Source organism: Streptomyces albus subsp. chlorinus (genome assembly GCF_013302895.1).
Taxonomy (GTDB): Bacteria; Actinomycetota; Actinomycetes; order Streptomycetales; family Streptomycetaceae; genus Streptomyces; species Streptomyces chlorinus.
Map to the genome: position 1 here is coordinate 1,804,825 of NZ_VJOK01000001.1, position 13,048 is coordinate 1,817,872.

Consider the following 13,048-nt stretch of genomic DNA (forward strand, 5'->3'; position numbering starts at 1 on the left):
GCCGTAGCCGGCCTGGCCGTAGTCGTCGGACCGGGGTCGGGCACGGGCACGGCGACGGGGGTGGGCGTTGTGTCGGGGGCCGCCTGCCTCGGAGGTCGGTCACCTCCAGCGACGGGGTCCCGTGGCCCGGCGCCTTGTCCCCGGGGTCGCCGCCCGTACGGCGGCGCCGGCTGGAGCCGGGACCGCCCCCGAGCGACCACCCGCCGGTGAATCCGCTGCGTACGGACAGCGTGACGAAGGTCTGCCCGACGGCGAAGGCCGCGATGCCGAGACCGATCACGACGACCGACGGCAGCACGGCCGTGCCCACCACCACGCCCAGGAAGCCCGCGAAGGCCAGCAGGCGCCAGCGCAGGTGTGCCTTGTACTGAAGCAGGACCTCGCCCAGCAGCCACAACGCCACGACGCCGAACGCGATGTAGAGGACCGTCCAGCCCATCTGCGCCCCTCTTCCCGCTCCCCGCCGCCCCGGTGGGCGGCTGTGTGGCTCAGACCCTCTCGCGAAGGCCCAGATTCTGGTGGATTTCCAGCGTCGCCGTGGAGTGGTTGAGCGTGATGAAGTGCAGCCCCGGGACGCCTTCGGCCAAAAGCCTCGCACACAAGTCTGTGGCGTACTCGATACCGACAGAGCGTACAGCCGCCGGATCCTCCTCCACCGACCGGAGTCGCTCGATCATCTCGTCGGGGAGGGTGGCGTTGCTCAGCTGCGCGAACCGTTCGATCTGCTTCACGTTGGTGACGGGCATGATCTCGGGAATGATGGGCGTGTGGCAGCCGGCCGCCACGACCTTGTCCCGCAGCCGTAGATAGTCCTCGGCCCGGAAGAACATCTGCGTGATGGCGTAGTCGGCCCCGGCTTTGCACTTGTTCACGAAATGCTTGATGTCCGTCTCCCAGTCGGTGGAGCGCGGGTGCATCTCGGGAAAGGCGGCGACGCCGACGCAGAAGTCGCCGGACTCCTTGATCAGCTCGACGAGTTCGGAGGCGTAGTTGATCCCCTGCGGGTGCTTGACCCACTCCCCCAGCGGGTCGCCGGGCGGGTCGCCGCGCAGCGCGAGCACGTTGCGGATCCCGGCGTTCGCGTACTGCCCGATGACGTTGCGCAGCTCGGCCCGCGAGTGGTTGACGGCCGTCAGGTGCGCGACGGGGGTGAGAGTGGTCTCGTTGGCGATGCGCTCGGTGTTGCGGACGGTGCCCTCACGCGAGGAACCGCCCGCGCCGTAGGTGACGGACACGAACGTCGGCGAGACCGCCTCGATCCGACGCAGCGCGTTCCACAGCGTCCGCTCTCCCTTCTCGGTCTTCGGCGCGAAGAACTCGAAGGAGAAGGACCGCTCTCCGCCGGCGAGCTTGTCACGCACAGTCGGCGGACGGTCTGTCCTGGGAGCTGAGATACCGATGGCCATGCATGCAGGCTAGCGGCCCGGCCTCCAGCGCGACTCGACGCGGCGACGTTACGTACGGTTCTGTCCGGTTCCCGGATGGCCGATGTCCACCCTGTGGACACCCGGACCACCGCGTGCTACCGGCTCGCCTCCCGCAGCCGCCCGGCGAGCGCCGCGGCGGCGGCCCCGGGATCCTCCGCCCGGGTCAGCGCGCGGACGACGACCACCCTGCGGGCACCGGCCTCCAGCACCTGGTCCAGGTTGCCGGCGTCGATCCCGCCGATCGCGAACCACGGCCGCGCGTCCTCGTCCCCGGCCGTACGGGCCGCGGTGTGACGGACCAGATCCAGCCCCGGCGCGGGGCGGCCCGGCTTGGTCGGCGTCGGCCAGCAGGGGCCGGTGCAGAAGTAGTCCACGCCCTCCTCGCGCAGCGCCGCGTCCGCCTCCGCCGCGGAGTGCGTGGAGCGGCCGATCAGCACATCGCCGCCGAGCAGCGCGCGGGCCGCGGGCACGGGCAGGTCGCCCTGGCCCAGGTGGAGCACGTCGGAGGCGGCGGCGTGGGCGACGTCCGCGCGGTCGTTGACGGCCAGCAGCGCCCCGTGGCGGCGGCAGGCGTCGGCGAAGACCTCCAGGTGGGCCAGCTCCTCGGCGGCCTCCATGCCCTTGTCGCGGAGCTGGACGATGTCCACCCCGCCCCCGAGCACCGCGTCGAGGAACTCGGGCAGGTCGCCCTCCTCCTTGCGCGCGTCGGTGCACAGGTACAGCCGGGCGTCGGCGAGCCGGGCCCGGAGGCCGGCGGGGCCGGTACGGGCGGTGGCGGACGTGCCGGAGGTGCTGGACGTGGACGTCCTGGGCATGGACGTGCTGGACGTGGACACGGTGGTTCTCGTTCCCCCCGTGAAGGGGTGCACGGGCCGGGACCGGCCCGTGCACCCGGCGGATGTGCGGACGGGTGCGGGGACTGGGCTCCGCGCGGTTCTCAGACGGCGAGGGCCTGGGCGCGGCGCTTGACCTCCGTGCCCCGGTTCTCCCGCAGGGCCGTCACGGGCGAGCCGGGCAGCGACTCGTCCTCCGTGAACAGCCACTCGAGCATCTCCTCGTCGCTGAACCCGTCGTCCCTGAGGAGCGTGAGGGTGCCGGTCAGGCCCTTCACGATCCGGCCCTCCGTGAGGAAGGCCGCGGGGACCTGGAGCACCCTGTTCCCCGATTCCGCCTCACGCCGTACCGCGATCAGCTGGCCCTCCTTCACGTACTGCCTCACACGGGTCACTTCGACGTCGAGCCTCTCGGCGACCTCGGGAAGGGTGAGCCAGGCGGGGACGAGAGCATCGATCTTCGCGTCAATCTCGGTCACGTCCCCAGACTGCCATCCAGGACCGACACCCACTACCGCGCGGCCTTCTTCAGGGCGACGGCCGCGTCGGCCAGCACCGCCCTGTCCACCGCCGTGCCCTGCTGGATCAGCTTGCGGCCCTGCGCGAGATCGCGCGGACGGCCGACGGCCAGCAGCGCGGCCAGCCGCTCGCCGCGCAACCAGCACACGCTCCAGGCGGCGCCGTCCGGGTCCCCGCGCCACACCAGCTCGTCGCCTTCGGCGTGGTGCCCGGCGTACTGCACGAACCGGCCGAACTGCTCCGACCAGAAGTAGGGCACCGGGTCGTGCTCGACCATGTCGGCCTCGCCGTCGGCGTGCCCCTCGGCCAGCAGGTTCGCCGCGACCGTGCGGGGGCCCTGGAGGGCGTTGTCCCAGTGGTGGACCAGCAGCCGCTCGCCGTAGCGGGCGGACGGGAAGGAGGCGCAGTCGCCCACGGCGTAGACGCCGGGGAGGGCGGTGCGCAGCCGGGAGTCGGCGAGCACGGCGCCGTCGGGGCCCAGCGCGACGCCCGAGCCGCGCAGCCACGCGGTCGCCGGGCGGGCGCCGATGCCGACCAGCACCGCGTCGGCGGCCAGCCGCGTCCCGTCGTCGAGCAGCACTCCGCCGCGCTCGGCCGCGGCGACGGCCACCCCGGTGCGCAGCGTCACCCCGGCCTCCTCGTACCAGCCGCGCATCGGCTCGGTGACGGCCGCCGGCAGCGCTCCGGGCAGCGGCGTGGCGGCGGCCTCGACGACGGTGACCTCGCAGTCCTGCTCGCGGGCCGCCGTCGCGAACTCGGCGCCGATCCAGCCCGCGCCGACCACCACGACCCTGCCGCGCGCCGCCAGCACCTTCCGCAGCTTCCGCGCGTCGTCCAGGGTGCGCAGCCGGTGCACCCCGGGCACGCCCTCGCTGCCGGGCAGGGCGATCGGCTCGGCCCCGGTCGCCAGCACCAGCCGGTCGTAGTGGACGGGGCCCGCGTCGGTCTCCAGCAGCCGCTCGTCGGCGCGCAGGCCGGTGACGGTCCTGCCCAGTTCCAGTTCGATGCCCAGCCCGGCGAAGTCGATGTCGAAGAGCGGCGCCTCGGTCTCCTCCCCCGTGCCCAGCAGCACCGCCTTGGACAGCGGCGGCCTGTCGTAGGGGGCGTGCGGCTCGGCGCCGATCAGCCGCACCGGGCCGGGCCAGCCCCGCTCGCGCAGGAGCACGGCTGTCTGCACACCCGCCATGCCGGAGCCCACGATCACGACCCGCTGCTGCTTCTGACTGTCACTCACGGGCTCACTGTATGCCCGGGCGCCCGGCCCGCCCTCGGCCGCCGGTCCGAGGGCGGGGACCGCCGCGGGGCCCGGGCGGCCGGCCGGAGGACGTAGGACGGGGAGCCCGGGAGCGACGTAGGGCGGGGAGCCCGGGAGAGGGCGCGGAGCCCCGGAGAGGGCGGGGCGCGGAGCCGCGGCCGGTCCGGCGCGTGTCCGGGGCCGCCGGACGGCCCGGCGGGGAGCGGCCCGGAGACCCTTACCCGCGCCGTGAGCGCCGCAGTAGGCTGGTGGCGTCCTCACGGCATACGCGGGAGCCCGGACGCACCGGGCTGAGAGGGAGGCTGGCGCGGCCTCCGACCGTCCGAACCTGATCCGGGTCATTCCGGCGAAGGGAGCAGCGGCAACCCCATGCGCGGTACGGCAACCCCCCTGCGGCGGTCCCCGGACCCCGGCTCCGGTCCCGGCACCGGCACCGGCCCCGCCCCCGACGTCCTCGTCCTCGGCGGCGGCGTCATCGGCCTGGTGACCGCGTGGCGGGCCGCGCGGCGCGGCCTGCGGGTCACCGTCGTGGACCCCGAACCGGGCGGCGGCGCCGCGACGGTGGCGGCCGGCATGCTCGCCGCCGTCACCGAGCTGCACCACGGCGAGGAGACGCTGCTGGACCTCAACCTGGCCTCCGCCGCGCGCTATCCGGACTTCGTCGCCGAGCTGGAGGAGGCGGCCGGCGGGGACGTCGGCTACCGGGCGTGCGGCACCCTGGCCGTCGCCTTCGACGCCGACGACCGCGCCCACCTGCGCGAGCTGCACGCCCTCCAGCAGCGGTGCGGCCTGGCGTCGGAGTGGCTGACCGGGCGCGAGTGCCGCCGCCTGGAACCCCTGCTGGCGCCGTCGGTCCGCGGCGGCGTCCGCGCCGACGGCGACCACCAGATCGACCCGCGCCGCCTGGCCGCCGCCCTGCTGCGGGCCTGCGAACGCGCGGGGGTCGGCTTCCGCCGCGCGGCGGCGGCCCGGCTCCTGACCGGCCGGGACCGGGCCGTGGGCGCCGCCCTGGAGGACGGCGGCCAGGTGCACGCGGGGCAGACGGTGCTCGCGCTGGGTTCGCGCAGCGGCACCCTGGCGGGGCTCCCGGACGGGGCCGTGCCGCCGGTGCGGCCGGTCAAGGGCCAGGTGCTGCGGCTGCGCATGCCGCCCGCGGGGGTCGCGGGGCCCTTCCTGTCCCGTACGGTCCGCGCCGTCGTGCGCGGCGGGCCGCTCTACCTGGTGCCGCGCGAGAACGGCGAGCTGGTCGTGGGCGCCACCAGCGAGGAGCTGGGCTGGGACACCACGGTCACCGCGGGCGGCGTGTACGAGCTGCTGCGGGACGCGCACGAACTGGTGCCCGGCGTCACCGAGCTGCCGCTGGCCGAGACCCGCGCAGGACTGCGCCCCGGCTCCCCCGACAACGCGCCGCTGCTGGGCCCCACCCGCCTGCCCGGGCTCCATCTGGCCACCGGCCACTACCGCAACGGGGTGCTGCTCACCCCCGTCACGGGGGAGGCCATGGCCCAGCTGCTGGCCACCGGCGAACTGCCCGGGTACGCGCGGCCGTTCACCCCGGACCGCTTCGCCCCGTCCCGACCGCTTCAGCAGGAGGAGCAGACCGTATGACCCCGACCGCCGCGCACATGACCGTCTCGGTGAACGGCGAGCCCCGGCAGGTGGCCGAGGGCCTCACCCTCGACCGGCTCGTGGCGGCCCTCACCACCGCGCCCTCCGGCGTGGCGGCGGCCCTCAACGAGGACGTGGTCCCCCGCGGCCGCTGGGCCGACACCCGGCTCGGCGAGGGGGACCGCGTCGAAGTACTCACCGCTGTCCAGGGAGGCTGAGCAGAACCATGGCCGACGACCCGCTGACCATCGGCGGCACCACGTTCACCTCGCGGCTGATCATGGGCACCGGCGGCGCCCCCAGCCTGGACGTGCTGGAGCGCGCCCTGCTGGCCTCCGGGACCGAGCTGACGACGGTCGCCATGCGGCGGCTCGACCCCTCGGTGAGCGGGTCGGTGCTCTCCGTCCTCGACAAGCACGGCATCCGCGTCCTGCCCAACACCGCCGGGTGCTACACGGCGGGCGAGGCCGTGCTCACCGCGCGGCTCGCCCGGGAGGCGCTGGGCACCGACTGGGTGAAGCTGGAGGTCATCGCCGACGAGCGCACCCTGCTGCCCGACCCGGTCGAGCTGCTGGACGCCGCCGAGACCCTGGTGGACGACGGGTTCACCGTGCTGCCGTACACCAACGACGACCCGGTGCTCGCCCGCAAACTGGAGGACGTGGGCTGCGCGGCCGTCATGCCGCTGGGCTCCCCCATCGGCTCCGGGCTCGGCATCCGCAACCCGCACAACTTCCAGCTCATCACCGAGCGGGCCGGTGTGCCGGTGGTGCTGGACGCCGGGGCGGGGACGGCCTCCGACGTGGCCCTCGCCATGGAGCTGGGGTGCTCGGCGGTGATGCTGGCCTCGGCGGTGACCCGCGCCCAGGACCCCGTGCTGATGGCCGAGGGCATGCGGCACGCGGTCGAGGCCGGGCGCCTCGCCTTCCGCGCGGGCCGCATCCCGCGCCGCCACTTCGCCGAGGCGTCCTCCCCCCGGGAGGGGGTCGCCGCGCTGGACCCCGAACGCCCCGCCTTCCACTGAGGGCGACCGACCCGGCTCCCGGCTCCCGGCTCCGGAGGCCGGGTCCGCGCCGGAAGCCGGTCCGTCCGCGCCCTCCCCGGGAGAGCGAACGCCCGGCGTAAGGGCGAAGGAGGGGGCCGTGTCACCGTTCGGCCCCAGGACGGGTGCAAGCCGCGACCATGGGCCCGGGCGGGCGCGGCGCCCTCGTACACTCTGCGCAATGGACACCACCCTCAAGGACCCTTCCCCGGCCTCCGGCCGGGGTGACCCGATGGTCGGCCAGGTTCTCGACGGCCGGTACCGGATCGACGCCCGTGTGGCCATCGGCGGCATGGCGACCGTGTACCGCGCCATGGACACGCGCCTGGACCGGGTCCTGGCCCTGAAGGTGATGCACACCTCCCTCTCCGCGGACGACACCTTCGTGACGCGCTTCATCAGGGAGGCGAAGTCGGCGGCGCGGCTGGCGCACCCGAACGTGGTGGGGGTGTTCGACCAGGGCACGGACGGCACGTACGTGTACCTGGCGATGGAGTACGTCGAGGGCTGCACGCTGCGCGACATCCTGCGGGACAACGGCGCCCTGCGGCCCCGGGCCGCGCTGGACGTCCTGGAGCCGGTGCTGGCCGCCCTGGGCGCCGCGCACCGCGCCGGGCTGGTGCACCGGGACGTGAAGCCGGAGAACGTCCTGATCGGGGACGACGGCCGGGTCAAGGTGGCCGACTTCGGGCTGGTGCGGGCGGTGGACAGCCAGACGTCGGCCACCACGGACTCGATCCTGGGCACGGTCTCGTACCTGGCGCCGGAGCAGATCGAGGACGGGGCGGCCACGCCGCGCACCGACCTGTACGCGTGCGGCGTGATGCTCTACGAGATGCTGACCGGCTCCAAGCCGCACTCGGGCGCCACCCCGGCGCAGGTCCTCTACCAGCACCTGCACAAGGACATGCCCGCCCCGTCCGCCGCGGTGCCGGGCATGGCCGCCGCCCTGGACGCACTGGTGGCGCGGGCGACGGCACGCAGCCCCGAGGAGCGCCCGGCCGACGCGGTGGCGCTGCTGGCGGAAGCGCGCGCCGCCCGCGCGGGCCTGAGGGACGAGGAGCTGGACGCGGTCCCGCCGCGGGCCAGGGAGGACGGGGAGCGCCCCGTTGAGGTCGCTCCGGCCGAGGAGACCGCGGAGGGCTCCGGCAGCCTGGCCCGGGCGGCGGCCGAGGGCGCCCCGGCCTCGCGGACGGAGGCCGACACCTCTGTGATCCCGCGCCCGGTGGCCGCGGGCCCGGTGCCGGACGCGGAGCCGCTGGACCGCACCGCGGTGATCCCGGCACCCCCGGGGGCGCCGCCCGGGGGCGGGGAGGGGACCGTCGGTGACGCCCCGCGCCGCCGGGGGCTCCAGCCCCGCTGGGTGCTGGTGACGCTGGGCGTGCTGCTGGCCGCGCTGGTGGGCACGGGCATCTGGTACATCAACTCCGGGCAGTTCACCAGGACGCCCGCGGTGCTGGACCGGACACAGGCGTCGGCGACGAAGGAGCTGGCGGACGCCGGGCTGGACGTGAAGGTGGAGCGGGACTACAGCGAGCGCGTCGAGCGGGGCCACGTCATCAGCACCGACCCGGAGCCGGGTGACCGCGTCCGCAAGACCGGCTCGGTGACGCTGACGGTCTCGCGGGGCCCGCACATCGTGAAGGTGCCGGACCTGGCGGGCACCCCGCTCAGCGACGCGCGCCGCAAGCTGAAGGACGCCGGGCTGGAGCCGGGCACGGTCAAGCACCGGTTCGACGAGGAGACCGCGCGGGGTTCCGTCGTCTCCACCGATCCGGGGCCGGGCGACAGGCGCAGGCCGGGCGCGGCCGTGGCGCTCACGGTCTCCAAGGGCGCCCCGGTCGAGATGCCCGACGTGGTGGGCGACGACCAGGGCGACGCGGTGGCACAGCTGAAGGACGAGGGGCTGAAGGTCCGCATCGCCCGTGAGCGGGTCCACTCCGAGGAGGAGAAGGGCACCGTCGCCCGCCAGTCCCCCACCGACGGCTCCCAGCTGGCCAGGGGCGACACGGTGACGCTGACCCTCTCCAAGGGCCCCGACATGGTCGAGGTGCCGGACGTGGAGGGCGGCAGCGAGGACGAGGCCAGGGCGAAGCTGGAGCAGGCGGGCTTCGAGGTGACCGTCCGGCGGGTCTTCTTCGGCGACACCGTCTTCAACCAGTCCCCCGACGCGGGCGAGAAGGCGCCCCGCGGCTCGGAGATCACCATCTGGCTCCGCTGACCGGACACCGACCGCAGACCGCCGCGACCCGGCCCCCCCTGGCGCTGCCAGCGGGGGCCGTCGCGTGCGCGGTCCCGCTTCGTTCATGCCTGCGTTCATGCCTGAAATCTGCCGACAGGTCGCTCATGTCCGGGGACGGTGTGTGAGGTGCGGACCCGCCCCGTGTGAGCCCACCCATAGGACGCACATCACCTACGACACGGTCTAGTGGAAAAGAAAACCCCGCTCCGACCTGGAATGCAGGGGTGCCGTTCCCTTCATCGCGGGCCCCCGTCAACGAATTCCGGTAGTACGTCACATCGTTGATTTCCCAAAACGGGCCCTTTAACAATTGCGGCGTCGCACGGCGCCGTGAATCAGAACTCGGCGTTTCCCCCGGCTCCCCGCCTCTGCGACGACGCCTAGCGATGAAAGGTTCCGTTCTTCCTCATGCCCAGCATCTCCCGCCTCCATCCCGGCAATCTCAGCCCCAGGGCCAAGAAGTTCTCGACCGTCGGCATCGGCACCGCGGGTGCCGCGGCGCTCGCGCTGACCGTGCTCCCCGGCACGGCCGCGCACGGTGACACCGGCCAGGCCACCGCGGCCAGGAAGGTCAGCGCCGAGAACGTGGCGTTCAGCTCGCACTCCTCCCTCCTGCCCGAGCAGGGCAAGGACATCGCCGCCGCCCAGCACTCGCTGATCAAGGTGCCCGGGAACGCCAGGAAGGTGGAGAGCGTCAAGGACGCCACCACCACCGCCCGGACCTTCACCACCACCGACGAGGTGGCCAAGGCGATACAGGCCGACGCCAAGCAGCGTGCCGCCAAGGCCGCCGCCCAGAAGAAGGCCCAGGCCGCCGCGGTGAAGGAGCGGGCCGCCAAGGCCGCCGCCAACCGGTCCCAGCAGCGCGCCGCCGCCCAGTACCCGAACAACCTGGACGGCTGGATCCGCGAGGCCATGTCCATCATGAAGCAGCACGGCATCCCGGGCAGCTACGAGGGCATCCACCGCAACATCATCCGGGAGTCCGGCGGCAACCCGCGCGCCATCAACAACTGGGACATCAACGCCATCAACGGCGTGCCCTCCAAGGGCCTGCTCCAGGTGATCAAGCCGACCTTCGACGCCTACCACGTCGAGGGCACCTCCTGGGACCAGTACGACCCGGTCGCGAACATCGTCGCCGCCTGCAACTACGCGGCGGACCGGTACGGTTCGATGGACAACGTCAACTCGGCATACTGAGTGGCGTGACCACGAACGAGACGCAGCGCACGCGCAATCCCATTGGCGGCCATGTCCCCGTAGCCGGGGGCCTGGCCGCCACTGGCCTTTCCTATGCCCGGGAAATCGAAGCGGAGGCACTTCAGGTCTTCGTCGCGAATCCCCGGGGCTGGGCGACGCCGGCGGGAAATCCGGCACAGGACGCCGAATTCCGTGCGGCGTGCGCCGGGCGTGGACTCCCCGTCTATGTCCACGCCCCTTATCTGATCAATTTCGGCTCGCACACCGAGGAAACCGCCGCCAAGTCCGTCTCCTCGCTGCGGCATTCGCTCCGGCGGGGGCGTGCCATCGGCGCGCTCGGCGTCGTCGTCCACACCGGTTCGGCGACCGGCGGGCGGCCCCGCGAGGTCGCGCTGGCTCAGGCGCGTGAGCTGATGATGCCGCTGCTGGAGGAGCTGACCCACGAGGACGACCCGTGGCTGCTGCTGGAGCCGACGGCCGGGCAGGGCGCCTCGCTCTGCTCCCGGGCGCACGAACTGGCCGCGTACTTCGAGCTGCTGGAGCACCACCCGAAGCTCGGGGTCTGCCTGGACACCTGCCATGTCTTCGCCGCGGGGCACGACCTGACGGCGCCGGGCGGGGTGGACCGTACGCTGGCGCGACTGGTGGCGGCGACCGGTCCCGGCCGACTGCGGCTGATCCACGCCAACGACTCCAAGGACGTGGCGGGGGCGCACAAGGACCGGCACGCCAACATCGGCACCGGACATATCGGCCAGGAGCCGTTCGCCGAACTGCTGGCCCATCCGCTGACGGACGGCGTCCCGCTGGTGGTGGAGACCCCCAGCGACAAGAAGGGCACCGGGCACGCGGCCGACGTGGCGCTGCTGAAGAAGCTGCGGGACGCGTGACGGAATACCCCGGGAGGGTATAGCGTTGACAGGGCGCGACAGCACGATCCGCTCTGCTCACGACGAGGTGTCCCGATGTCCCAGCACATCCAGCCCGACCCCGACCCCGGCCACGGCCCCCACGGCCACGGCCCGCACAGCCACGACCACCACGGCCACGGCGGGGGCGACGGACACGACGGCTCCGGCCACGGCCCCGCCTCCTGGGCCACGGCGGCCCGGGCGACCCTGCACTGCCTGACGGGGTGCGCGCTCGGCGAGATCCTCGGCATGATGATCGGCACGGCCCTGGCCTGGCACAACGCGCCGACGATGGCGCTGGCGATCCTCCTGGCGTTCGCCTTCGGCTACAGCTTCACCATGTACGCGGTCCTGCGGGCCGGACTCGACCTGCGCACGGCGTTCAAGGTCGCGCTCGCCGCCGACACCGTCTCCATCCTGGTCATGGAGCTGGTCGACAACGGCGTCGTGCTGCTGGTCCCCGGCGCCATGGACGCCCAGCTGTCGGAGTGGCTGTTCTGGGGCTCGCTCGCGCTGGCCTTCGCCCTCGCCTTCGTGGTGACCACCCCGGTCAACCGCCGGCTGATCGGCAAGGGCAAGGGCCACGCGGTCGTGCACCAGTACCACTGAGGGGCCGGACGGCCCGGGGCGGCGGGGCTACAGCTCCGGGCCGTCCCCGGGCTCCTCCTGGTAGGAGTAGCGCTGCTCGCGCCACGGGTCGCCGATGTTGTGGTAGCCGCGCTCCTCCCAGAAGCCGCGGCGGTCCGCCGTCATGTACTCGATGCCCCGGACCCACTTGGGCCCCTTCCAGGCGTACAGGTGCGGGACGACGAGGCGGACGGGGAAGCCGTGCTCGGCGGTCAGCAGCTCGCCCGCGCGGTGCGTGGCGAAGACCGTCTTCTCGGATGTGAAGTCCGACAGCCGCAGATTCGAGCTGAAGCCGTACTCGGCCCACACCATCACATGGGTGACGTCGGGCGCGGGCGGTGCCAGCTCCAGGACCGTCCGGGCGAGGACGCCGCCCCACTCGGCCCCCAGCATGCTGAACTTCGCCACGCAGTGGAGGTCGGCCACGACGGTCTCGTACGGCAGCGAGGTGAACTGCTCGTGGTCCCAGCAGTGCTTCTCGCCGTCCGCCGTGGCGCCGAAGACGCGGAAGTCCCAGCGCTCGGGCCTGAACCTGGGGACCGGCCCGTAGTGGGTGACCGGCCATCCGCGCTGGAGCCGCTGGCCGGGCGGAAGCTCCGGTCGCTCCCCTGCACGGCTCTGCGGCTGACCCATGCCCTCCATGGTGACAGACCCCGGACGGTGGTCTCGACCACCCCCTTGGGGCGGTGCGCCGGGATCGCCCGGACGCCCTCACGCCCGCAAATTCGGGCAAATTCGGTAAGCCTGTACTTACTGGACCGGGTCGGGGGCGCGGTGACAGGATGCGCGACGCGCGCCGCGCGCGCACTCTGCCGGTTCACTCGTCACTCCCCTGGAAGGAGCCCGCCACCATGCAGGGCGACCCCGAGGTCATCGAGTTCCTCAACGAGCAGCTCACCGCCGAGCTGACGGCGATCAACCAGTACTTCCTGCACGCCAAGATGCAGGAGCACAACGGCTGGACGAAGCTCGCCGAGTACACCCGCGCCGAGTCCTTCGACGAGATGCGGCACGCCGAGCGGCTCACCGACCGCATCCTCTTCCTGGAGGGTCTGCCGAACTACCAGCGGCTCTTCCATGTACGGGTCGGCCAGACCCTCACCGAGATGTTCAAGGCCGACCGGCAGATCGAGGTCGAGGCGATCGACCGGCTGCGGCGCGGCATCGAGTTGATGCGGGCCAAGGGGGACATCACGTCCGCCAACATCTTCGAGGACATCCTCGCCGACGAGGAGCACCACATCGACTACCTCGACACCCAGCTCGACCTGATCGAGAAGCTGGGCGAGGCGCTGTACATCTCCCGGCAGATCGAGCAGAAGGCCGCGAACGAGACCTGAGGACCGCGCGGCGCGGGCCGGCGTCCCGGCGGACGGGCCGG

Annotated in this window: 13 protein-coding genes, 1 pseudogene and 1 riboswitch; of the genes and pseudogenes, 8 read left to right on the forward strand and 6 right to left on the reverse strand. The window is 73.2% G+C overall.

Annotation, left to right across the window (positions count from 1 at the left end):
• The 5 genes and pseudogenes from FM076_RS08165 to FM076_RS08185 form a co-directional block, all read right to left on the reverse strand.
• Nucleotides 1-439, reverse strand: a pseudogene (locus FM076_RS08165) (hypothetical protein); the annotation flags it as partial.
• A 49-nt stretch (nt 440-488) separates the two neighbouring features.
• Nucleotides 489-1,406, reverse strand: coding sequence for a methylenetetrahydrofolate reductase [NAD(P)H] (gene metF, locus FM076_RS08170; protein WP_173869261.1), 918 nt, complete (start codon nt 1,404-1,406; stop codon nt 489-491).
• A 116-nt stretch (nt 1,407-1,522) separates the two neighbouring features.
• The gene (gene thiE / locus FM076_RS08175) at nt 1,523-2,242 is read right to left on the reverse strand and encodes a thiamine phosphate synthase (RefSeq protein WP_173874593.1); all 720 of its coding nucleotides are present in this window, start codon (nt 2,240-2,242) and stop codon (nt 1,523-1,525) included.
• A gap of 122 nt (nt 2,243-2,364) precedes the next feature.
• A complete protein-coding gene (locus FM076_RS08180; protein ID WP_173869262.1) occupies nt 2,365-2,739 on the reverse strand; it encodes a helix-turn-helix domain-containing protein in 375 nt (124 codons plus the stop codon).
• A 32-nt stretch (nt 2,740-2,771) separates the two neighbouring features.
• Nucleotides 2,772-4,013, reverse strand: coding sequence for an FAD-dependent oxidoreductase (locus FM076_RS08185; protein WP_173869263.1), 1,242 nt, complete (start codon nt 4,011-4,013; stop codon nt 2,772-2,774).
• A gap of 279 nt (nt 4,014-4,292) precedes the next feature.
• Nucleotides 4,293-4,406, forward strand: a riboswitch (TPP riboswitch).
• On the opposite strand from FM076_RS08185, the gene thiO reads away from it, so the two are divergent.
• From thiO to FM076_RS08220, 7 genes are all read left to right on the forward strand, one after another.
• Complete coding sequence (gene thiO / locus FM076_RS08190; protein WP_173869264.1) at nt 4,404-5,642, forward strand: glycine oxidase ThiO; 1,239 nt, start codon at nt 4,404-4,406, stop codon at nt 5,640-5,642. (Overlaps the previous riboswitch by 3 nt.)
• A 17-nt stretch (nt 5,643-5,659) precedes the next feature.
• Nucleotides 5,660-5,860, forward strand: coding sequence for a sulfur carrier protein ThiS (gene thiS, locus FM076_RS08195; RefSeq protein ID WP_173874594.1), 201 nt, complete (start codon nt 5,660-5,662; stop codon nt 5,858-5,860).
• A gap of 8 nt (nt 5,861-5,868) precedes the next feature.
• Entirely contained in the window at nt 5,869-6,666 is a 798-nt protein-coding gene (locus tag FM076_RS08200) for a thiazole synthase (protein WP_173869265.1), read from the forward strand.
• Between the two features lie 199 nt (nt 6,667-6,865).
• Nucleotides 6,866-8,905 (forward strand): Stk1 family PASTA domain-containing Ser/Thr kinase, encoded by a 2,040-nt coding sequence (gene pknB, locus FM076_RS08205; protein ID WP_173869266.1) that lies wholly within the window; start codon nt 6,866-6,868, stop codon nt 8,903-8,905.
• A 429-nt stretch (nt 8,906-9,334) separates the two neighbouring features.
• On the forward strand, nt 9,335-10,129 hold the full coding sequence (locus FM076_RS08210) for a transglycosylase SLT domain-containing protein (RefSeq protein WP_173869267.1): 795 nt from the start codon (nt 9,335-9,337) through the stop codon (nt 10,127-10,129).
• Between the two features lie 5 nt (nt 10,130-10,134).
• A complete protein-coding gene (locus tag FM076_RS08215) occupies nt 10,135-11,019 on the forward strand; it encodes a deoxyribonuclease IV (protein WP_173869268.1) in 885 nt (294 codons plus the stop codon).
• Between the two features lie 75 nt (nt 11,020-11,094).
• Entirely contained in the window at nt 11,095-11,649 is a 555-nt protein-coding gene (locus FM076_RS08220; RefSeq protein ID WP_173869269.1) for a DUF4396 domain-containing protein, read from the forward strand.
• Nucleotides 11,650-11,676: 27 nt separating this feature from the next.
• Here the strand turns inward: FM076_RS08220 and FM076_RS08225 are convergent, their stop codons facing one another.
• Nucleotides 11,677-12,300 carry a sulfite oxidase-like oxidoreductase gene (locus tag FM076_RS08225; RefSeq protein ID WP_173869270.1) on the reverse strand — a complete coding sequence of 208 codons (624 nt, stop codon included), beginning with the start codon at nt 12,298-12,300 and terminating at the stop codon, nt 11,677-11,679.
• 218 nt (nt 12,301-12,518) lie between these two features.
• Here FM076_RS08225 and bfr point away from each other — a divergent pair, with 218 nt between their 5' ends.
• A complete protein-coding gene (bfr, locus tag FM076_RS08230) occupies nt 12,519-13,007 on the forward strand; it encodes a bacterioferritin (RefSeq protein ID WP_173869271.1) in 489 nt (162 codons plus the stop codon).
• Nucleotides 13,008-13,048: the final 41 nt, after the last annotated feature.